Source organism: Paraburkholderia sp. RL17-380-BIE-A (assembly GCF_046028085.1).
In the GTDB taxonomy this organism is placed as follows: Bacteria; Pseudomonadota; Gammaproteobacteria; order Burkholderiales; family Burkholderiaceae; genus Paraburkholderia.
On record NZ_JARESQ010000002.1, the window covers coordinates 202,788 to 224,630 of the forward strand.

The window sequence follows — 21,843 nt, forward strand, 5'->3', positions numbered from 1 at the left end:
TCCGCGGCCCCCGACTACATAGGCTAAACGCTGAGTTTCATCGACGGTAGCTGCCCCCACGGCAGATGGTGAAGCCACCTCTAAAGACACGCGGCCTGCTCGGAGCACGGGCCGCCAATTGCCTTAGACGCCGAGGGTCAACTGCACCTGAGCCGGCGCCACCGCCCGGCGCCAGAGCCAGGCATCAAACTCGCGTCGCGGAAGCGAAAGAAGGTCCGCTGCGCAGCAGAACGACTTCCGCAGGAATTGATAGTCATCGTTCTCGACCCCAACCATCTTTGCGAACGTCCGCACATGGCGGTCAACTGCGATGGAGTCGATGCCAACGAGGCACGCCATGTAATCTACGGTCTTCGGACCGATACCATTCACGGTCTGAATCGCGTCGCAGAACTCGTCGGATACCAGACCAGCGCGCAAGTCCTTCGCGTCCTCGATTCCCCAATTCTTCAGGAAAATGACCAGCGCTTCAAACCTACTGACCTTCTCATGGTGGCGCCAGTTCAAGAATGTACCGGTCTTGCCATCCTGAATCAGCGAAATCAATGATGAAATCGTACGGCGAGTCGGATGCGTCCGCAGGATAGCCAGCACCCGCGGACGCACAACCGTCGTGTAGTTGAGTCCAGCCTGGAGCACCGAATCGGCGAGAACGGCTCCCAGGTGGTCGCACGTAGCACGCGGGTGCTTCTCCTCGAAGAGCGCACCTTCATCCTTCGCATGGTCGGCAATGCGACGCGCTGCGAGCAACACCTCGATGGCAGACCCTTTGGCACCAACCCTGCTCATACCAGCTTCGCCTCTTTCAATGCGTTCAGGCGCTCGACGCAGTTCGGACAGGCGCCGCACGGAAACTGTGCGGAAGCCTGGCACGAGTAGGTTCGCCCGATAGGCACGTCAAGTTCTGCGGCCACCCGAGCCACGTCCGCCTTAGACGACTAGCGGAAGGGCGAGTGAAAGCGAACGGGACCAATGCTCGATGTGAGTCCGTCGAGGCTGTTCATAAACGCGGCAGTACAGTCAATTTCTTTGGCGTGGTTGCTGTTGATGAAGCCAGTATAGACATCCAGGATACCGACAGTCTGTGCGCGCGCAGCAGCCGCGGCAAAGAACAGCATCGTTCGGTACGGAATGTACAGGTCGTCGTCCTTGACCTCCTCGGTCCAGAGGTCAGCTTCGCGAATCAGCCGCGACTGCGACCCTCTGAAGATATCAGACATGTTGAAGCGCTCAGGCCGCTGCATGTCGGCGGGTAAGACTTCGTTGACGCGACTCCACTCCACTTCTACGCAATGTTGCCCGTAGTCAAAAAAGATTGGTACAACCTTAACGCCGGTTGCCACGAGCTGGTATCCAACAGTCGTTGAGTCCAGCCCGCCGGAGGCCAGAAGAAGGGCTTTTTTCATCGCGATTCGGCCCTCAATTTAGCAAGAGCGTTGAAGATGCCGTTGAGGCACGCGTCAAGGTCCGCGGAGTATACCGAACTTCCGACGACTACCATCGTGTTCTCATTTTCCTGCCGTGGGTCGAAGGTGACGACGGGCTTCCCCATCGCAATTGCCATACCGACTTCGACGAGCGTTCCAGGGTCGCGGTCGAGGGGCACCGCGAAGACGGCATCGCATTCCTTCAGCAACTCGTAATCCATGTGATACGTGCGATACAGGTCGCCCTCGCTCGCGGGCCGCTTCAATTCGCCGTTCTCCAGGATAGGGCGCCGCACCCGGAAGTTGTGATATGTGAGGCTAGCCACAGCACGGTCGAGTTCCTGCTTCTTGACGTACGAGACGTCTGGGCCGGCAAGGTAGATGGAGTAGCTCGGTCGGTCGTGCCACGGAAGCATGGTCCCACCCAGCGCCTGCAGCACATCCAACGAAAGCAGGAACCCGCGCTCCATGTCGCGCTTGATGTCGTCAGGAAACGTTGACTGTGAGTACACCGTCGCAGCCTGGCATCCGCGCCATGCCGCCTCCGTCCATCCCTTGTGAGAGAGGGCCACCATCACAGAGGAATAGACGTCGCCCACGCCGACAGAGTTGACAGTCTTACCTAGCGTTGCGGGTATTTCTTCGACGCCGCCATCACGCAAATCGAAGAGCCGGCTGCCACCACGATTCTCCTTGAGCAGGAACACCTCCGGTGACAACGCCTTCACCGCATCTATCAACCCATCAACGTCGACCTTGCCGAGCGCCTCGAACAGCGAAGACGACGTCGAGATGATGACTGCCTGCACGCGCCCGATGAACGCCTTGAGCAACGACAGGTCTTCGAGGTCATATGCGATGTCGAACGAAAACCGTGCGTCCGTCGAAAATGCGTCGGAGAGAGCACTGATATCGAATCGGCCAGGGAAGACGACGACATTCTGGTAAGCATCTAGGCTCGGCAGCGGGTCGTGGAATTTCACTACCTTGGTGTCACGCATCAAGTCTTCGTAGCCTTGATACGAAACCTCCGTCGCGTCACCGATAAGGATGACGTTCGGGGCGCCGACGACATCGCCGAGCCAGATGAACTCTTTGCACCCGCACTTCGCCAGATAGCGCTTCGCTTCGTCAACGAGATACTGCGGACAGAACGCCGCAACGGCGTAGTCGAGCCCCGCAGCCCAGAGTCCCCGCGCAGCGTGCCCTACCCCACCCAAACGAAGCTTGCACTTTGCACTACCTTGAGCAAGCGTAAAGTCGACAACGAGCTCTCCAACAATCAGAACTGCGTCTGTTTGGGTCATGGCTATTGCGGAACGAAGTCAGCCTCTACGGTGGGGACGGGCGCGACTGCGGACGAACTCACCACTCCAACATAAGTCACGTCGCCTGCCAGGCATGCCGCGAGATAATTGAACGACGTGGGAAGTGCTCCTACCTTAACGCCGTTCACGTCGACTGCGAAGATGCGCTTCTTGTCGAAGACAATGCCCAGCTGGTCGCCAACAGCAGGAACGCTCCCGAATTGCGAATAGAAGTCGCTGTTTCCGACGTCCTCCAGCAGCGCGTGGAACGCCTGCTTGCATCTGTCAACGCCGCTCGCACCGCCCGCCATTCCAGTTCCGTCTCCCTCGACTTCCTTGGCCTTTGTACCTGGGTAGTCCGAAAACGAACCCGAGCCTGAGCTTCCCATAATTGCCTCGTTGCGTGGTTGATGAAGTCTGTTCCGTTCGTATCTGTGCTTTATTTCCTGAAGAAGAGTACAAGAGCGTGCAATTCGGTTGCCACGACTGCGGCACGCGCATTGAAACCTATGCCCCATGCATAGCGAGTATCGAGAAGCCGCTTGAGCGAGCGCAAACGGAAAATTGCCCTCAGGCGAAACCTAACGAGTATTGCGTTCACGGAATGGTATTCGGGAACAAGCCGACAGGACAACACCATCCGTGGTTTTTGAGTCTACGCAGAAAGGTTCGCGCTGTCACCCGCGCAAGATGGAGACAAAAGTTGCTCCTATCCTCATCCGAGAGCCCCGGGTGCGAGCCCTCCGTTTGCAGTATCTTGAAAAGGGCGTTGATTTACTTCTTCCCGTCGGATGTCCATTCATGACGCTGGGCGGACAGAAATCCAAGCGTCCTCAACATCCCCTGTCGGTTTACCTTTTCGCATAATAGCGCCGATGAACGTATCGTCAGTGATGTCTGCCTCAGCAGGTTTGCGGTACTCTGCCGGACCAAGACACATGGTTGATACCAGTCGTGACCACATTTTTTCCAGAGGCCCACTAGCTGTGTCTTACGTCAAAGCCGTTTGCTCAGTCCGCAACCAGATACGGAAGTTTTCGTATGTTTCTGTGCTTCGACAGATGTCAGCGTATTTGCAGCAGGACGTTGCAGTCGAGACCATGGACAAAGTTACTCGTATGCCATGGGTAGTTGAACGGATGGCGGTATGGGTACTGCGCGACTACCCCGGCATGTACAAGAACGCCCCTATGCAGACAGTCGACCTGCGCAAATGCATAGACCTTGCGTGGAAAGTGATGGACAAGGCCGTCACATGGACGAAGCCGGGCAACCCCGTTGACCTGCTGATGCGCTCGTTGCTGCTTGCTCAGGCTCCGCACCAAATGCCACAGGGGACTGGAGCGTTCGCTCGCCAGATAGACCTGCTCGGGAGGATAGCGCCGGAGTCGAAGCTGTATAAATCTATCGCCGATGCGTTGTGTATGGCGCCACTCGCCTATCTGCAAATCGCAGTTTTCTTCTGGGGCTCTCAGGAGCAAGGTATGCAAAACGTGTTCACGCCGGTTTATATGCAATCGCTGAAGAAGGCCTTCGGAGACAAGGCGGTTGAATGCTTTCTGAAAACAATCGTTTTCCCCCGAAAGCTGGTCGCTTCCCGGTTAGGCACGGTCTCGGAGGACGAGTGGTTCCAGCCCACCCCTTTGTACCGTACACCGTACGTCGATTACGGCAACCAGCGGTTCAATTGGGGCAGGCCCAACATTCAGCGTCATCTGGAGTTTGCCTTCAGCGACATAGTTTCGCGCGAGCAAGATACAGTTCGGCAGGCGTTCGAGAATGCGTTTGAACAGTACGTCGGTGATTCTCTTCGCAGAACGGGGTTGCAGGTTCTCAACGAAGACGAAATCAAAAAACGCTTCAAGCTGGACGGTCTATGCAACGACTTCGCTATCATCGACGGCGATGTTGTCGCCCTTTTCGAGGCAAAGAATAAGGCACTTACGCATACGCTGCCAGCTTCTGCGTCTGCAATGACCTATCAGTCAAAGTTCAAGGCGACTGTGGTCAAGGCGGCGGCCCAAATAGACAACGTAGCGAAGCAAGTCAAGGCGGATGGGGCGTTTTCACACGCGAGTATTCACCGGGTCGTTGTGACCTACGGAGACCTTATGCTTGGCTCCGCGAAGTACCTTTTCGAAAACGTAGCAGAGAAAGACGTCCCTCTGGTTCTCAGCATTGACCAGGTAGACCGTCTGGTCGAAGCCGTGAGGTTAGGGCAATGCAAGATTGGCGAATTTTTCGAAGACTACTATCAGCGGCAAGCGACGCCGCAAACGCATCTTTTCTCTCCAGGGCAGCTACTCGAACAGCAGCCATACGTCCTGAGTGACCAGCCAAAGCATCTCGATGACATTTTTAATCCTTTCTTCGACAGCATCATCAAACTCGTCGGTGACGAAACGACCGGCTACTTCCCTGGCGCAGACAAGCTGTGACGACATAGAAGCAAAAAAGCCCCTCAGACTTCCGTCGCGAGGGGCGCTTCATCTCAAACTGCTCAGTTTAGAGAGCTGCGTCCTTCAGCTTCTCCAGCGGGCGCACTTTCAGGCGGACCGAAATGGGCTTCGCGGCAAACCACTTGCCTTCACCTGCGAATGGGTCCTTGCCGAGGCGCGGCTGCGTTTTTAGAATACGAAGTAACTGACTTTGCTCCCCCGGGTTGCTTTGAACTTAACCGGCAGCGACTGGCCAACCTTGATATTTCTGCGTCGAGCTGTCATGACAACATCGGAAATTTCGACAGCAATCTGCTTTTCTGACAACAGCCCGCCAAACGCGTGAACGTCAAGCAGTTGAGTGAGACGCATCGCGGTTGGTCGACCGACGGCGATAGACTTCTGAAGTGATTCGACCTCGTGTTCGGTCTGCGGGTCGACTGTTGCGGTCATTGTGCTTCCAGGAGAGGTATGCCGAAGGGTCGCGAGGCCGTGCACGCGGTCAATGTCGTCCGCCGTGATATCGGGTTTTGTCGGCAGAACAATGTCGATTGACGAACGATGCAAAATCAAACGCATCTCCTCAATGAAGTCCAGTAGACCATAGCCAAACGAGTCTCTCGGCAGTTTGCCACGACCTGCCGCAAGTCTTTGTCCCTCGACCTCAACGACTATGTCAATTTCACGACCCTGACGGGCGGCGTCGTGCAACTTCCATAGCTGGTCAAAATAGGGCAGCGCCTTGATTCCTCGCCCAATCCAGCGCTCGTAGTTTGGCGTTGCCTGCACGTGGAAGCGCTGGCCGTCTGAGGAGACTGAAAGTGCCAGATGGCCGCCGAACAGCTGCGCTTCGCACGAAAAGCCTTTGCTGCCTGAGGACAGCGTCGCCGAACTCTGGTCAAGAAACTCGAGTTCGCTCTTCCTCTTCGACGCGACAGAGAGCCTCATAACTGCATGGCGGTCCGATGGATTCGATATTGATACGTGTCGCGTTTCGCCATTCAGGCTTTCCAGCAGCGGTGTACCGTGGAATGCGATGTCTTTGCCGTCAAGGGTGATTGGTTCCCCGTATTCAAGGAACCGCTTCATCAACTCTCGAGTGTTGACCTCGTCACGAAGGCTCATCGAGACGTTCACCGGTTCGCCGGCAGGCTCGAACATAAACGACGAGATAGAGCCGCCGTGCAGGATAGTCACTCTGAACCGCGGGTCCAGTTCTTCGAGGGACCTCGCAATAGCGGTCATTGTCGTCCCCACGCGTAAGAGAGCGTCACGCGCAGACAACACGGCACCTGACCTTGGATGCATCACAACATCGTCAACCGTCGGCGGCTTGTTGATGCCCAACAGTGCCCGTGCCTCGGCCGTTTGCTTCCATTGCGTCAGCTTTTCGACAGGATAGCCTGCCACGTCTCGGTCGATGAGCGCCGCACAATTGCGACAAAGCCAGATACCGTTCTTGAATGCAGACCGCTCCGCTGATGTCAGCGCCACGTCGTATCGCGGGCCGCCGGGCGCGGCTGCGGTAATGTGCGCCGCTTCCCCTGTGGTAACAAACCCCTCAGGGCCGGTCTTGGGGCCAACCGTTTGATTGCGACAATCTGGATTCGAACAGGCGAAGGCGACACGCCGTGCTAATTCTTCGACGACGGGTTTGTTGAAATTATCGCGTGGCATACTTTGTTAGTGTCCGGAGGCGTCACCTAGATGAGTAGGGTTGAATCCGTATCTGTGGCGGAACGCATTGCATAGAGGTTGGTACCGGGGCTTTGCCGACCGCTACCAACATTCGACGTTTTTATCCCAAGGCCACGGATATCTTAGAAATAGATGGTGTTGTGAGGTGCATGTACCCACACGCTGCTGTTCACTTCCTGTATCTCGCGGACGTTGAAGCGAAAAATTCGCTGGTCAGGAAAGTCCCGTTGAACGTCGTTGATTGTTTCGTAGCAGATGCCCGGCCCACGAGAATTGCCAAGAATGTTTGCTGGCACCCCTGGTGGGGCTGGTATATCAACAATGGCGCGCACCATGCATGGAGCAGCGATGAAGATGCCCAAAACTTTGTAGTTGCCGACTACCCATTCGTTGTAGGTACCCCGGTGCCGGCCAGTGATGGTTTCTTGCAAGTCGGTGAGATTGAGCGATTTCGGGTTCGCATCACGTTGTCCGTTCGGTAGCACGGTCGAACCTCCGTCGCCAGCATGCACATCCAACAACGAACTAGGGCTCAGAAGACCGAGCACGACCCCAACGCACCCAGTCGCGTTATTGTTGTTTTCAGTTTGACCAAAGATATCGCCGGGGCTAATCACGGAGCAAGAAACCCCTCCCATTGCGCCTCCGGTTACGACATTTCTGAGGTCATCGGGATAGTAGAGTCGTTCTCCGGGGTTGCCAGTCCCGGGCGCAATGCCGGAAAAATGAACAATCAGAGAATTACTGGTGCGAAGCAGACTATAGATGTCTGAGACTGGCGGGCGCTGATACATAAGCGACATTGATATCTTCTTCTAGAATATTCTGACATATTGCCGGACTCGTGGTGGCGACACAATTCACCACGAACGCGTGAGCCGACCTAATCGTTGAACTACTCAGACGATGCGGTCGCGTCGCCGTCAGCGGTTACAGGGGTTGCTCTGACGCCAGAATCGCGCATCGATACCAAGAAGCGCTCACCAAGCGGACATCGCAGAAAAAGCCGCATTTCAGGCACAAGGGGAGTTGGGAAACCGATTGTTGCCTCCAATGCGTGGCTGAATGCTCCGCACGCGGAGAGCGTCCCGTAAATCATCGTGGATAATGCGGGTAAGAGCGGTACCAAACCGTTCGGACGCTTTTCTTCATCGCGCCAAATCGCCATCGACTCGAACGGTCGAAGGTGCCCCGAGATAAGGAAATCGTGGTCGTCGCTAAAGATTGTCTGCACAGAAGTCCCACGATGCACCAGGTTGTCTCGCATCTGCCGAAGGTCGCGAAAGAATCCGGAGGTCCTGATGTACATGTCGGCTAACATCTCCGGAAGCCCGAACCGCGCCTGTAACGACTCGCGAGTTGTTGGTTTCCCTTCATACGTCACCATCTCGTTGAAACTCTTCTTCAAAGGCTTTTTCACCGTTGACGGCTCTCGCAGCTGCACTCGATTCCACAAACCGCCGATTACTTCCTGAAGAAGGTCGAAAAGGCCACGACATATGGAAAAAAGGTACTCTATCTCTGTCGTAACCATGCGGTTGATGCCGTGTCCAATCTTGGCACGCGAGGCATGCAACAGTTCGATTTTCGGAACCGTGGTCGTAAGATTGAGGAAATCGTCCATCATTCCCGTAATTGCGTGTTTAACGTCGGGAAACGCCGCGCGCTGAGCTACGAAATCGAGAAGATGAAAGTAAAGGTCGTGTTCAGACTGGGCATCGCGAGCAAAGTAGAACATTTCGAGTGGCTCAACGATTTTTAGCTCGAAAAATCTTCCGTCGGCGGCCGTCCAGAGCCGCCAGCGATTGTCATCGTAGAACAGCGTGGAACTCAGAAACCTCCCATGGAGCCTCACGCTGTCGATGAATGGAATGGTGGCGACTTGACTGGAATCGATTTGAGCCATGGAGAGAGATTCGTTGAACGTGCGACGGTGCTCAGGAGCGTCTCGTACGAAGCTGCTTCGGCAACATACGGTCAAGTTCCTCGTCCGTAAAAAACAGCTCTTCAGAAGCCTTTAAGGCCTTCTGAGCGTCATGATAGGCGGCGCTGTTCGTGCGGGGTGCCGATTTATAAATCTCTTCGAGCAGGTTATTGAGTTGGTCGCGACCAGTCCGGATTTCTTGAGTCGGTCGGCCGTCCTTCATGTCGACCAACAGGGATAGCAACGCCTCGCGAACCCCCCAGAGTTTCGAGGCTACCTCGGAGTGTTTTTGAGATTGCTCCCCCAAGCTTGCTTCCTTGAAATAAAGAGCAAAGCCTAACAACACGGTCGATAGTGCGGCACCGACGATGGTCCCGACGTGTGAGTCTCCGAGTACCGCGAGCAGCAGGCTGCTCGTCGCTACTGCGGACAGGATAATCTCGGCGGTCTTGATATGCTTGTAGCGGGTGATGTACCTGTCCGCCATTTTTTCGTGGGTCTTATGCGTGTACGCTGCTCGCGCATATATTTCTCGAAGTTGACCCTCAAGCGTCGCCGCAGGCTCAACGGATGCGTTTTCACGCGGGGAATCCAGGTCCATAAATTTCCCGATACTTCTGTCTGGCCGACCAGTCGTGGTTGTTTTGCTGGTACGCGATTGCCTCTATTGCCCGGAGTTCGGCAGAGCGGGCCTTGTATTGAAAGACGTCGCTACGGTAGACGCGCGAGTTGCTGCCGGGAGCGAGCCAATACAACTGTTGCGTGTCCAGATTCGCGAGATAGTTAAAGAAGTCTCGCGTCATCCAGTCGTAGTACAGATACGACTTGTCGCGATACGCCCACGTGCCAATGAACTGATAAGCGAGCGTGTCGATGAGCATCCCGCTCATCGACACATTATTTGTGTCGCGCCACGCTCGCACCATGCGAGCAAGTTCCACAAGGTTGGAGTTGCAGACCGCGTTCCTCGCAAAAAATTCGTCCATCTCGTGCTTGGGTTTGCATGACTTCCAAGACCCACCGTTGTTCGAGTCGGCGAACGTGTAACCACCTTCATTGTTGAGAAATGCCGGCAAAATTTCGAACTTCACTCCATCGGTAAAGTTGAGAGCCACAATCTGCCCGTCGGATGCCAAATATGTATTGCTGTATGTGTTGTTGATTGAATTTTTTACGAGCGTGAGTAATGCCGATTGTCCGTTGCCAACGTAACCATGAAATCGCTCATATAACTCGTACGGAAGCACGTAAAGCAAATCGACGTCGCTTACGCTGGGGATGGCCGTGCTGCGACCATAGGAGCCGACGTAAAAGCGGTTCGCCGTTTTCGAATCTAGCTTGTTGCGGAGGTCATAGTTCAGTTGGCCGACGATGCGGCCAGTTCGATAACCGATTGATGAACGCTTCTCGCCATCGATTCGAAGCGCTCCACAAAAATCCGAAAACCACTCCCCGACGCCCATACTCTCTTGCCTTTTTAGCTTGTTATGTACAACGGTTGAAGTGTCGGTTACGTTTTCCCGACTATGCGGCCCAAAGGCAAACGGGCACTCGCGCGCCGAAGCGGGTGCTCCGGTGCGACCTGTTTCGATTGAGGTTCTACCATAAGCCGGTGGCAAAACGCCTTCCGGCGTTGAGGTCGCCCAGTACGCCTGTCTTCGAGGCGCTTACCCCTTGCGCCATTTATCGGGCTTCCCGACGGTCGTGGTTCGAACCCGTTCGACGTGAATAGCTGCTTCAGGGTTTAGCTCCTTTGCACGCGCGATTGCTTCGGCCTGCGTCTGCGTTACAGCGCTCGCTCTCTCTGAACCCGCTTTTCGCACGGCGAATTTTTTGTCGTCGCGACGTTCGATGAATAGATTGTTGCTGTCTTTCTTTGTGGCCATGGCATACCTCGCAACGTGTAAGTGGCGTACAAGAAGCCCTTATTCAATCAAAATATACTATATGTAGTTAAGAAAATCAAAATTGATACTACATTGTGTGTTTTCGTCTACTGCGCGGGCGATGGTTTTACGTGAGGTCCCGTCATGCGGCGGTGACCTGCCAACCAACTTCAACGGAATCGCCATCGCGCACCAAGATTGTCGGTGAGGAGCATTAAAGAACTGAGCGGTCGTTACGCTCAAATTGACAACGACCTGCTCTACTTTTCATCCACATCAATATCGATGATGGTCTCCGGCGCGATAATGGTCGCGATAGGGGTGTAGATGTCCGTATCGATTTCGTCGGCGACGTTCAAAGAGACGACGAGTGCGTAGCGAGCTTCGCTATCCCATTGACGTGCTTCTTTCCAGTCTTTCCACCATCCGCCGACAGGAACCACTGCAATCTGGGATTTCGTAGCGAGCTGCGCCGCCGTTCCAATCCAAACGTCTGAGTGCATGGACCCGCGCGCGCGCAACTGCGCGCCGTACTTCCACTGGGCCACGTCGGGGTCGCCGAATCCGCTATCTTCTATCTCTGTTCGTTCGAGCCTATTGATACGAGCCTTGAACTGATTCGCGTCTTCGGTCGCGCCTTTGACAGCGAAGCGCAACGCATAGGACTGGTAGCGGAACTTGCTGAGCCAGCCGCGGGAACTCGGGTTCGGCTCGACAAAGTAGGAAAGCGTGATGCGCAACTCGACCTGAGCCTCGCCGAGTTCCAATAGTTCGTCGACCGGCCAGGGCAAGTCGTGAAGTTGCATCTCGCCAAGCACAATCGAGCCGCCCGGCTTGCGGTAGTACGGATTGAACTGCCGCTGAACCACGAGCGTCGGCCGGTGCGCAGTCGAATATTCGGACTGGGCGGGGCTTACCAACCCGTAGCCGAAGGTCCGAAGAAGCTTGTCCTTCTCGAGTTTCTTGGGCTCAGTCGGCAAGGTCCCCCGCATGGCTTCCGTGTGCTCGGCGCCATGTGCGACGAGGGCACGAATCGTCTCTGGCCAGTACTGCGGATACCTTGCACGAAGGTGTGCGCAAATCCGCGCAACCTCTGCGGCCGCAGCGCTGGTGTCGCCTGTATCCGCGAAAAGGTTTTTCGCTGGTGTGTTCGAAGTCGTCAACAAACGAAGCGACTCCGGGCCTACCGTCACGTGGATGCCGCCGTCGAGCGACCCATTTCCGCCTTCAGCGACGACATCCGGCTTGAACGGCCACGGCGTATTGCTCCACAGCACCGAAGTGGTCGACGCCGGTGAAAGCAAACCTGCTTTGGCGATTGCTTCGAGCGTCGCATATTTCTTGGCGTCGATATCGGCCAACGACGTCGCAGCACCCACGGTGAGCGCGTTCCAGGCTTGGCCAGGATTCTGGACTGGGCTCAGTGCGTTGATGTCCGGATACGTGCCCCACTCGGTCCACTGGACATTGCCGGCAGAAAGAACGAAGAGTCTGGGTACGCGGGGCGCGTCCTCGTCTTCCTCTTCGGCCGACCAACTTACATCAATAGGTGAGCGGCCAAACGCCAGTTGGTCGACCGTCGCGGACCACTCAGAGGGAGCGCCGAGGAGGTGGCCAACCGACGTCGTCATCATCGCGAAGACGCGCGACCTGTCAGGGGCATCGACCTCAACCCGCGCTACGGATTCTGCGGTAACGGCGCCCCACAGGTGTGGCGGCGTTTCCCCGTCGGGTGGCAGAATCTTGACCGATTCAAGGCGATGTGGGATTTCAAACTCATCTCCCGTGTTCAAAGCCGCGGTCAGGTCACCATAGAGGGCGATGCCCGCCATCTCGCTGCCATGGCCTGCATGGTCATGCTTCTTCCAATCGGGATTGTGGGTGTGAAGGTCCGCTTCATCGAGAGCTGGCGCCAGAAGCGGATGCCCGTGGTTCACGCCGGTATCGAGGATGCATATATGTGGCGCGTCCTCGTCGGCGGCGAAATCGATTCGCTCGAGAAGGTTCTTGACCCAGTCCGTCTGTTCAGCAGGCGTCAGGTCACTAAGAAAGAACTCTGCGTTCGGCTCGACGAAGCGGATTTCGGCGATAAGGTCCAGCAGGGCAACGCCCTGCTCAATTGCGGCGCGGGTCGCGCGCGCAGCAACGACCACGCGACCGGGAAATCGGACGAAACCCGGCTCGACATCGATGCCGACTTTCGCGGCCTCTTCGCGAAACTCCGTTACGACGTCGGCGAGGGCGCCACCTGTGTGTCGCAGCCAAATCTGGAACCAGTGCGGGTCGTCGTCCGCCGGCGGGTCTGCCGCGTCCGTCCACAACTCCGTGAAGGCGGCGCGGCGGATGTTGTCAATCGCATTTACGAGAGCTGCATGCTGGGGAGCCGTGCCGTTGCGATTATCTTTCTCAAGATATTCTGTGACACGTTTCACGAAGGCAGAGAGCTTGCCATCCGGAACGTGCAATACGGCGACGTCGGAGTTCGTGTGAGCAAGAACTGTCAGCAACTCGATGCCAGCAGACTTCCACTCGACTTTTCCATAGTCGAAAGAGCCGCGCGGGCTGAACTCGACGGCGATAGACATGCCGCGTCGCTCGGGCAAGCCCAAGGCTTCGCGAGCCTCCTCAAGTTCGACGATGCTGCCAGCAATATCTTCAAGCTGAGCCAACAGCCGTTGGCCGTGGGCTCCCCGGTCCCTCTGCGGCGCGTTTTCGCGCTGCACGGACAAGGGCGAGCGAAATTCAAGCGACGTCACGAATCCGTCAATGGACAGGTGACTCTTAAGTTCGTCTGCCATTCTCTCAGGTTCATCATTTGGTTTTATTCGCCTGAGAGTCTAACGCAAGATTTCCCGATTCATTCACCCGGGATGTTGTTTTTACGGATGTACGTTGTGGCCTTGAGCGCGCTCTTCCAAATGGCGGATGACGCTCGCTTCACTTACCGTCTTCTCGCCTTCCATAATTGCGTCTTTCAATGCGTCAAGACACGCCTTGACGATGTCCGCGTGTGACTCACCCTTGCCAACATGCGCGAGATGACGATAGTCGATGTCCGACGTTCCGAAGACACCCAAGCTGTTTCTCAGCAGCGTTTCAATTTGCCGCTCGTCAGGGGCCTCGTACTTAATGACGTCGTCGAACCGCCGGAAAAGAGCCGTGTCGAGGTCTTTGCCGTGGTTTGTCGCTGCAATCAGGAGACTATCGGACGCGTCCTGTTCGATGAGCTGCAAGAACATATTCAACGTACGACGCATTTCCGCTACGTCGTGCTGGCTGCCTCGCTGCAGGCCAAGCGAGTCGAACTCATCGAAAAAGTAGACGCCGCGCGTTGATTTCAGCGCCTCGAAAACGAGTCGGAGCTTGGAGGCGCTTTCACCCATGAACTTGGTGATGAGGCTGTCGAACCGCGCCGTGAAAAGCGGTAAACGGAGTTCGCCAGCCAAGGCAGCGGCGGTCATTGTCTTGCCGGTGCCTGGTGGGCCGACAAGAAGCAACTTTCTACGAGGGCTCAGTCCGTGGCTGTGCAACTGCTCATGGTGGCGCTGCTCGCGAAGAACGCGGTTCAGCTTTCCGCGCACGGCGTCTGACAGGACCATCTGCTGCAGATGCTCTTGCGGATACTGCACTGTCAGCAGTTCGGAAAGCTCGCCCTTCGGTTGAGCCAGGGGAGTCGGACGTTGCACACCCTTGCTTTGAACTGACGACAGACCGGGCTTTTTCCCTGCCTTCGCGGCATCGACGAGGTCGCGCAGTTCTGCCGCCAGCTTGGTGTGGCCACGATGAGCCTCGTCCGCGGCCATCTGCATGGCGACCGCGAAGAAATGCTCGTGATTGTCACCAGCATATGCGCGCAGTAATGCCTTCACTTGGTCGGAACGTGCCATCAGGAGCCTCAACGTGTCTTGGTGCGGAGTATAGACTTCGTGCAGCCGAAAAGTTGCTATTATAGCAACTTGATTGCAACTACAGCATCTTCAAAACGAATGTTTCCGCCTCGAAGTCAAGGTGAATTGGTACGGTGGGCACGCGGCGACAGCACGCAAGCAGAGTTCGCGGCTGCAGCGGGCGTCCACAAGTCTTCCCTCTCGAGGTATGAGTCGGAACAGCTTGGCGCACCCACGCACCTCATCAACTACTGCCTTGTGCGCCTTGCAGACGCAGTAAGTGAGCAATCACATGCCGAGGGCGTCGAAGGTGCCTTGGAGAACGCGAAACGGACTGTCGTAATCCTTGAAGGCCTTGTCGGTCGCTGACAAGCGCTGCCGATGCTGTGTATATATACAGTATCAGAGCCATGTGCCACTTTGGCGACGATTAAATTGCGCTCAAGGTGCTGCAGACGGTGAATGGAGGATGGGCGCGAGCGACGACGAGTGGGCGCTGTGGATGCGAAGGCGCGTACGGGAGGCGGTGGAATTGCTGGCAAGGGGGTGGCCGGAGGACTATCCGGCCGGGGCGGTGGAGTGGTTGATTGCCGGCGAGCTAGCCGGGCAATGAACCGGTCCGGCCCGCCACATCGCCCGTCCCTTGGCAGCGCCACGCCTTACCTGGAGAATGGTTGGGTTAAATTGCAAAGAGTCGAAGAATGCCCCTATCCTCCACCCAAATCGGAGCAATCGGAGAGAATCTTCTAGTCAACGCGGTGATGATGGCAAGCGACGGTCGGTTGTCACCGTTCCAGCCGCTAGCCGATGACGACGGGCTTGACGTGCTCTTCTATGATAAAAAAACGGGCAACTCTGTCGCAATCCAGTTGAAGTGCCGCACAGTGTCCATCCGCAAACGCAACTCTGAGGAACGAGGCAACGTCGTCCATTTCCAGATTCGGCAAGCCACGTTCAATGACGCTCGACGCGCCTACCTTGTAGCAGCGCTCTTCGACGAAGAGCTAACGCGCTTTGTCGCCACGTGGTTCATACCGATGGCGCTGCTGCCCGAGGTAGGAAAGGACATCTCCGGCAACTGGGTCATCCGTCCGAGCAAGGCAGCCGATAGCGCTGACCGCTACACGCCATACCGATGTCTTACAGCGGACGAGCTGGCACGACGCATCATTAGCGTTTGTGAAGCGCACGGTCCTGCTCCCGTTCTACCGCCGCTTGAGGGCGTGAGCCTGTAGGCAACGAACGGGTGGCGGTCGAAGAAAAAGCCACGAGAACAAAATTCTGCGATGTATTCGCGCCCCTTGCCTCTCTCTTTTTGTGTTAACCCGCCCACGCTAGCGGCAGACGGAGCACTGACTTGAGAGAACGGGACAGGCGCCACGTTACCTCTTGGTGCCAGAGGGAGTCGCGTTCCCCCTGTTGCCGCCAGACTTGGCGCCAGTAGTGCTTGGCCAGTTTCCGCCAGGAAACCCATTGGGACCACGACCTCCGCCGGGACTTCCCGCCTTCGAACCGCTACCCGCGGACTGGTTGCAGCCCGATTTCACACTTTTGCTACCGCTACTCTTGCTCATAGCCCACCCCACAAGTGCGTTGACCATCTTCGACGGAAAGCGTCGGCCTGAGATACATCTAAGGTCATTTGCGCTTTGCAGTCAAAGAAGACAAACCCGCCGGCCACTCCAGACCGGCCAGCCCGAGATTGGACGCCAGCGTATAAATGGTGTTCCTTTACAGACGATGGATACCACGAACACCGACCTACATTCAGCAGGAAGCAAGTTTGCGCCCACTTACATTGAGCGCAGTGCCGTTGAGCTATTGTCGGTCTTGCTGACAGACGTCTCCACGGATACAGAGGTAGCGGCACGAGACGCAGGGATTTCGGACGCCAGTTTCGTGCGCCTGCGCCGAGTGATGGACAGGGTTGTTTGCGTGCAGTCGGTTTTGGAAGCAATGGGCATGCGAAGCGTGGGGACGAGCAACGCGGGTGCGGAAAGCGATGAATCTCTGAAACAGGCGGCGATGCGGGGTGCAATGGATTTGCTGGTAAGGGAGTGGCCGGAAGACTATCCGACCGGGGCGGTCGAGTGGCATTTCCTAGGGAAGCCGGCAGATTAGCAGAGCTGGCGAAGCTTTCTTTATCCCTTCACTCACGGAGCTAAACGAGATGGTTGCTCGAACTAAACAGCAGCGTCTAAACGGCAGATTCGTTGAACGCAGAAGTTTGGCTTAACTCCTCTTCCTACAGGGCTTCTGAGGGGGATTTACCCCTAGTATTCAGCCGTGTTCTCAAAGAAAATTCAGCCGATATTTTTACAGCTCACAATAGAAACGGATCGGGCGGTCTCCGCGCATCGGCGCGTGAGAGAACGCGATGTTTTCAAAGTCGTCGATGGGGCGGAAGGCGTCGTTCGCGAGCAGCATCTCGCCGGCATCCATCTTCGAGAAGTCGAGTATGTCGTTGACGACGCGGCGCAGCGCATCGGACGCCACGCCCAACGTTGCAAGCCGCTGCGCATGCGCCTCGAGACCGGGTGTGCGTGCGAGCAGTTCGAGATTGCCGAGCAGCGCATTCAACGGCGTGCGGATTTCGTGGCTCATCGCCGCAAAGAAATTCGTCCGCGCACGCATCATGGCGTCCGACGCCTGCTGCGCGTGCCGCAATTGTTGTTCGAGCAGGGTCTGAGCGGTGACGTCGAGAATCGCGCAAAACAGCACGTTCTCACCGGCGTACCGCGCGGGCGCATAGGTAAACTGCAAGAACCGCGCGGGCGTAGCGCCTTCGTCTGAAGGCGGTGACGCCAGCGCCTGCGGGTGCGGCTGAGCGACCACGACGAAAGCGGCGATCCGTGCGATTGCCGCGGCCGAAGGTTTATCAGACGTCTGCGCGCGGAATTCGCTCACGATATGCGGCGGCAACCGGTTGCTGCCTGGTTCGATCGGCAGCAACACCGCTGCCAGCGCGTTGACGGTCAGAATGGAATAGTCGCTTTGCCGAACGACGCACAGACCGACCGGCGTCGCACTCACCAGAACATGATTGATGGTCTCACTTTCCAGTGAGCGGGAGGTCTCGGCAAATGCATTGCGCAACAGCCGAAGTCCGAAATAACGCGCCGTCAGCGCAACCGCCAGAAGGATCAGCGCCGCGAGGCCGCCGATCACCGCGAGTTGCCAGCCAAGCGCGACAGCAAGCGCGCCCCACGACATATAGCCGACCAGGAAGCCAAACCCCGGCTTCAGCGGCTCATGAAAGATCACGCCTTCACGCCCGTAATGAAAGACGTGCGACGGTGTTGCCGCCACCGTCTGTTGCAACATTTTGCCGGTGGGCGCGCTGAGCGGCTGCGAGGAAACGACAATGCGGTGATCCGCGGTCATGAGCAGTATCGTGCCCTCGTTGCCGGGTGGCGCAATGCGCCTCGCGAGCACGTCGAGCCGGATCGTCATGCTGATCAACGTAGTGGGCGTGTCGCCGTCGTAGTAGACGCTCACCGCCGAGATCACCGGCACGTTCTCCAGCGGATCGACATACGGGCCGAGCCAGACACGCTCGCCTTTGCCGGGCAGGCGCTTGCCGGTTTGCACCTCGAGTTGGCGTTCGAGCGTGTCGCGCAGCGTCCTTATGACTGCCAGCCGCTGCTGGGGCATGGCGGACAGGTCCGCTGCGGCGGCTTGTCCCGCCACCGGTTGTGAGAGCGAAGGCAGGATCACCGCATAGTCTTCCTTCAGCCCGACCAGCGTTGCCCGTTGCTGCAACTCGAAGGCCTGCTGCGTCGCAAGTGTCGACTGCGACGCTTCGTAGAGGCGGCCAAGCTTCTCGCCGAGTCGTGCGCCCCACGCGGCGACGGTGGCTTCGCCGACCAGCATGTCGAAGCCCGCGTCGATCCTGTCCACCTTGCCGCTCACCATGCCGGTCCGTCGAACCGATTGCTGAATGGCATCCGGCGCGCTGCGCACCTGGACAGCGGTGTAGTAATAGTCGAACGTGAGCTCGACGCGTCGCGAGAACGACTCCTCCTGGTGCAGCAGAAGGGAGATGTCGGTTGCATTTTGCGACGCGAAAGTGCGGCGATAGTCGAGTTGCGCGAGCCCGGCAACGACAGCCAGCACGAGCGCGAAAATCGCCACGATCAGCATGAGGGAACCGATCGTCGCCAGATAAACCCGTTGTTGGCGCTTCGCGTTCTGCGCGAGCGTGGCGAAAGCCAGCGCCAATGACTCTTGTGTGCGGTCGAGGATCTTCTGCATCAGCTCGCTGGAATAGCGGATTCGTGCAGGCAGACCACTGCGAAATCGAGGGACGAACTACGTCTGCAGGCCTTATATACGGGCGCAGTGTAGCCCTTTTGAAGGTATCGCGCGACGCATCCGGCACCGTTTCCCGCGGCATCCCGGACACTCATCAGACAACCTTGCATTAACGGCTCGACCTTGGCTAAACCTGAGTGGTTTACTGGGAAACCCTAAAGAGCACGGGGTTAATTGCCGTTAAACCTTGCGACCCAGTAAGCAGCGCGCGCACATGCGCGTCAGCACCAGCAAGGAAAGCCATGCGCAATAACCAGCCTGTCACCGGGCACGAGTACGAGTACCCTTCGTCGAATATGCTTGTCTCAGCGACCGACCTGACCGGCCGCATCCAGTACTGCAACCCCGCTTTCATCGCCGTCTCGGGCTTTACGCGCGACGAGCTGATCGGCCAGCCGCACAACCTGATCCGTCATCCGGACATGCCGCGCGAGGCCTTCGCCGACATGTGGGCGACGATCCGCGACGGCCGCCCATGGACGGCGCTCGTGAAGAACCGCCGCAAGAATGGCGATCACTACTGGGTGCAGGCCAACGTCACGCCGGTGGTCGAAAAAGGCACTGTGGTCGGCTATTTGAGCGTGCGCGTGAAACCGGAACGTGACGCGGTGCGCGCCGCCGAGACGCTGTACGCGCGCATGCGCGCAGGCGAGGCGCGCGGCATCCGGTTGCGCCGCGGCGTGGTGGTGCGCACTGGCCTGCTCGGGCGTCTGCAGGCGCTGATGCGCCTGCCTGTCGCCACGCGCGCGGCGGCCGGCTACGCGATCACGTTGCTGGCGCTGTTGCTGACCGGCCTCGTGGCTTGGGAAGGCACGCCGCCTGTGCCGTTCTGGATTGCGTTCGGCGTGACCGCGGTCGTCAGCATCGTGTCGTGGCAGATGTTGAAGCGGCAACTCGCCGCACCGATCAGCGACATGTCGGGATTCGCCACACGTCTCGCCGCAGGCGATCTGACCGCGGATCTGCAGATCGCGCGCCACGACGATCTTGGCGAAGTGCTCCAGGCACTGAATCAGTTGAAGGCGAATCTCGCCGCAATCGTCTACGACGTGCGCGCACAGATCACCGGCATGCTCGACAACGCCCGCGAGATTTCCAGCGGCAATGTCGATCTTGCGCGGCGCACGGAGTTGCAGGCGGCGTCGCTCGAGGAAACCGCCGCCACCATGGAAGAGCTAACCACCACGGTGCAGGCCAACGCCGACGCCACCGTGCGCGCGCTCGATCTGGCGCGGGACGCGCAGGCAGCCGCAGCAGTCGGCGGCAAGATCGCGGGCCAGGTCGAGCAGACCATGGCCGGCATCACGGCGGCGTCGCAGCGTATCGCCGACATTACGAGCGTGATCGACGGCATTGCATTCCAGACCAACATTCTCGCGCTCAATGCGGCCGTCGAAGCCGCGCGGGCAGGCGAAGCAGGCCGTTCGTTCGCCGTGGTCGCGAGCGAAGTGCGAATGCTGGCGCAACGCTGCGCGGCGTCGTCGAAGGAAATCAAGTCGGTGGTCGAAGCGAGTACGACCGAAGTCGCGGCGGGCACCGAACTGGTTGCGCGCACCACCTCGCAAATGCGCGTGATCGACGAAGCGGTGGGCCGCGTGTCGTCGATCATCGTCGAAGTGGCGAATGCCAGCAGCGAACAGGCGGAAGGGATTCGCCAGGTCAATCAGGCGGTCTCGCATCTGGATGGCGCCACGCAGCAGAACGCGGCGCTCGTCGAGCAGGCGGCGGCGACCGCGCAGCGTCTCGCGGAACAGGCCGACGTGCTGGATGAGGCGGTGCGTCTGTTCACCGTTGCGCAAGCCACGCCCGCGCAACGCGTCACCAGCACGAAGCGTCATCAGGGCTTCACGCCCGATGCCGCGCAAACCGTTGCCGCCGACATCGAGCGACGCAGCGCGCCGGGCGTCGCACGCGATCTCGAACAGGACGAAGCCACAATGGTCTGATAGATCGGCGTTACTCCCACCTCGACAGCCCAGTATTGGCGCAGCACGATGGATCCCGTCAGCGCCCAGTTGGTTGTAAGGGCAGGCTGACCCAAGTAACAACGGCGTTTAGCGGCCCGTCCCACTCATGGACGGGCTATTTTTTTGCCGGCTCTCACCACCTCTCACCACTTTCGACATCGCACTGCCCTATTCGCGCGCAGCTGGTCTGCGCGATGCACTAGCGCGGAGCGACCGACCGGCAGTGGGTCGCCGCATCCGCCTAACCAATGCGCGCGTCAACAGCGTGACAGTCATGGAGAAGAAGCGCACCGCCTCGGGGCACGAAAAATGCATTCGTCGTTGCCGGGAGTCGCGTTAAACTGGTTATCACGGCGGGACGTCACGACACGCGTTGCCCGGCGGGCCGCGCCAGTCAACACGCCTGGCGGTACGCGGCACACAGGCCGGTGAACGGGCAAATCCGTAGAGCGTGACCGTGGCGCGACAGACGTCGCACTATCCTGCCCGTACAATGGCTCGATCAACAACGGAACAAGGACAACTTCGATGCGCACTACCGGGTCCTCCGGGTCAATGGCCCTGCTCACCGAATACGACGACGCAACGGCGCGCGAACTCCGCTCGCTGCGCCTCGAATCGACAGAAGACGGCAAAGGCATTCTTTTGATCGAAGTCGATGAGCGCAAGCCAGGCATTCACCGCGAAGTGCGCTACGAAATCACGCCAGCCGAACTGATTGCCGCGATTCGCGCGCATGGCGCCGAACTGCCGGGCGAACAGCACAATCATCGTCAATGAAATACATCACGCGGCATTGCACTCGGGTGCAATTGCCGCGTGACGCTTACGCGGCGCCGCTCTTAAATTGCTTACCGATACGACGCCTACGGCATGTCAATCGGGCATTATTTCCGCTTCGGCATGCGGCGTGTCATTCAAGCCTTTTCGCTTTGTTCGAATTGCGCTCCTAATGCGCCTTTCGAACGGTTCAGTGTGCCGGCGATAACGCTTTG

At 57.8% G+C, this 21,843-nt stretch carries 17 protein-coding genes and 2 pseudogenes; 5 read left to right on the plus strand and 14 right to left on the minus strand.

Annotation, left to right across the window (positions count from 1 at the left end; translation table 11 throughout):
- Window positions 1–123: 123 nt before the first annotated feature.
- The 4 genes and pseudogenes from P0D68_RS03685 to P0D68_RS03700 all read right to left on the minus strand — a co-directional run bounded on the left by P0D68_RS03685 (window position 124) and on the right by P0D68_RS03700 (window position 3,123).
- Window positions 124–789: an HhH-GDP family DNA glycosylase gene (locus P0D68_RS03685; protein ID WP_408468041.1), complete on the minus strand. Its 666-nt coding sequence runs from the start codon at window positions 787–789 to the stop codon at window positions 124–126.
- Window positions 786–1,406: pseudogene (locus P0D68_RS03690) on the minus strand (7-cyano-7-deazaguanine synthase). Before P0D68_RS03690 ends, P0D68_RS03685 begins: the two are co-directional and overlap by 4 nt.
- Window positions 1,403–2,734: a nucleoside 2-deoxyribosyltransferase gene (locus P0D68_RS03695; RefSeq protein WP_408468042.1), complete on the minus strand. Its 1,332-nt coding sequence runs from the start codon at window positions 2,732–2,734 to the stop codon at window positions 1,403–1,405. Before P0D68_RS03695 ends, P0D68_RS03690 begins: the two are co-directional and overlap by 4 nt.
- Before the next feature lie 2 nt (window positions 2,735–2,736).
- Window positions 2,737–3,123: a hypothetical protein gene (locus tag P0D68_RS03700; RefSeq protein ID WP_408468043.1), complete on the minus strand. Its 387-nt coding sequence runs from the start codon at window positions 3,121–3,123 to the stop codon at window positions 2,737–2,739.
- A 711-nt stretch (window positions 3,124–3,834) separates the two neighbouring features.
- Between P0D68_RS03700 and P0D68_RS03705 the strand changes: the two genes are divergently transcribed.
- Complete coding sequence (locus tag P0D68_RS03705) at window positions 3,835–5,172, plus strand: hypothetical protein (RefSeq protein WP_408468044.1); 1,338 nt, start codon at window positions 3,835–3,837, stop codon at window positions 5,170–5,172.
- A 67-nt stretch (window positions 5,173–5,239) separates the two neighbouring features.
- Here P0D68_RS03705 and P0D68_RS03710 read toward each other — a convergent pair.
- The 9 genes and pseudogenes from P0D68_RS03710 to P0D68_RS03750 form a co-directional block, all read right to left on the minus strand.
- Window positions 5,240–5,353 (minus strand): annotated as a pseudogene (locus P0D68_RS03710) (HU family DNA-binding protein); the annotation flags it as partial.
- Window positions 5,354–5,361: 8 nt separating this feature from the next.
- Complete coding sequence (locus P0D68_RS03715; RefSeq protein ID WP_408468045.1) at window positions 5,362–6,849, minus strand: hypothetical protein; 1,488 nt, start codon at window positions 6,847–6,849, stop codon at window positions 5,362–5,364.
- Window positions 6,850–6,992: 143 nt separating this feature from the next.
- Window positions 6,993–7,673: a hypothetical protein gene (locus tag P0D68_RS03720; protein ID WP_408468046.1), complete on the minus strand. Its 681-nt coding sequence runs from the start codon at window positions 7,671–7,673 to the stop codon at window positions 6,993–6,995.
- A 92-nt stretch (window positions 7,674–7,765) separates the two neighbouring features.
- Window positions 7,766–8,776, minus strand: coding sequence for a hypothetical protein (locus P0D68_RS03725; RefSeq protein WP_408468047.1), 1,011 nt, complete (start codon window positions 8,774–8,776; stop codon window positions 7,766–7,768).
- Between the two features lie 31 nt (window positions 8,777–8,807).
- On the minus strand, window positions 8,808–9,395 hold the full coding sequence (locus P0D68_RS03730; protein ID WP_408468048.1) for an SLATT domain-containing protein: 588 nt from the start codon (window positions 9,393–9,395) through the stop codon (window positions 8,808–8,810).
- A complete protein-coding gene (locus P0D68_RS03735; RefSeq protein ID WP_408468049.1) occupies window positions 9,373–10,257 on the minus strand; it encodes an SMODS domain-containing nucleotidyltransferase in 885 nt (294 codons plus the stop codon). The genes P0D68_RS03730 and P0D68_RS03735 overlap by 23 nt, the downstream gene beginning before the upstream one ends.
- A 204-nt stretch (window positions 10,258–10,461) precedes the next feature.
- The gene (locus tag P0D68_RS03740; protein WP_408468050.1) at window positions 10,462–10,680 is read right to left on the minus strand and encodes a DUF2188 domain-containing protein; all 219 of its coding nucleotides are present in this window, start codon (window positions 10,678–10,680) and stop codon (window positions 10,462–10,464) included.
- Window positions 10,681–10,940: 260 nt separating this feature from the next.
- Window positions 10,941–13,478, minus strand: a complete 2,538-nt coding sequence (locus tag P0D68_RS03745) for a S8 family peptidase (protein ID WP_408468051.1) — start codon at window positions 13,476–13,478, stop codon at window positions 10,941–10,943.
- Window positions 13,479–13,559: 81 nt separating this feature from the next.
- Complete coding sequence (locus tag P0D68_RS03750) at window positions 13,560–14,567, minus strand: AAA family ATPase (RefSeq protein ID WP_408468052.1); 1,008 nt, start codon at window positions 14,565–14,567, stop codon at window positions 13,560–13,562.
- Window positions 14,568–15,268: 701 nt separating this feature from the next.
- On the opposite strand from P0D68_RS03750, the gene P0D68_RS03755 reads away from it, so the two are divergent.
- A complete protein-coding gene (locus P0D68_RS03755; RefSeq protein ID WP_408468053.1) occupies window positions 15,269–15,802 on the plus strand; it encodes a hypothetical protein in 534 nt (177 codons plus the stop codon).
- A 505-nt stretch (window positions 15,803–16,307) separates the two neighbouring features.
- Complete coding sequence (locus tag P0D68_RS03760) at window positions 16,308–16,688, plus strand: hypothetical protein (RefSeq protein WP_408468054.1); 381 nt, start codon at window positions 16,308–16,310, stop codon at window positions 16,686–16,688.
- A gap of 195 nt (window positions 16,689–16,883) precedes the next feature.
- On the opposite strand, the gene P0D68_RS03765 is transcribed toward P0D68_RS03760, so the two are convergent.
- The gene (locus P0D68_RS03765) at window positions 16,884–18,821 is read right to left on the minus strand and encodes a histidine kinase dimerization/phospho-acceptor domain-containing protein (RefSeq protein ID WP_408468055.1); all 1,938 of its coding nucleotides are present in this window, start codon (window positions 18,819–18,821) and stop codon (window positions 16,884–16,886) included.
- Between the two features lie 302 nt (window positions 18,822–19,123).
- On the opposite strand from P0D68_RS03765, the gene P0D68_RS03770 reads away from it, so the two are divergent.
- Both P0D68_RS03770 and P0D68_RS03775 read left to right on the plus strand, forming a co-directional pair.
- Window positions 19,124–20,827: a methyl-accepting chemotaxis protein gene (locus tag P0D68_RS03770; protein ID WP_408294594.1), complete on the plus strand. Its 1,704-nt coding sequence runs from the start codon at window positions 19,124–19,126 to the stop codon at window positions 20,825–20,827.
- Between the two features lie 549 nt (window positions 20,828–21,376).
- Window positions 21,377–21,628, plus strand: coding sequence for a hypothetical protein (locus tag P0D68_RS03775; RefSeq protein ID WP_007178686.1), 252 nt, complete (start codon window positions 21,377–21,379; stop codon window positions 21,626–21,628).
- Window positions 21,629–21,843 lie beyond the last annotated feature (215 nt).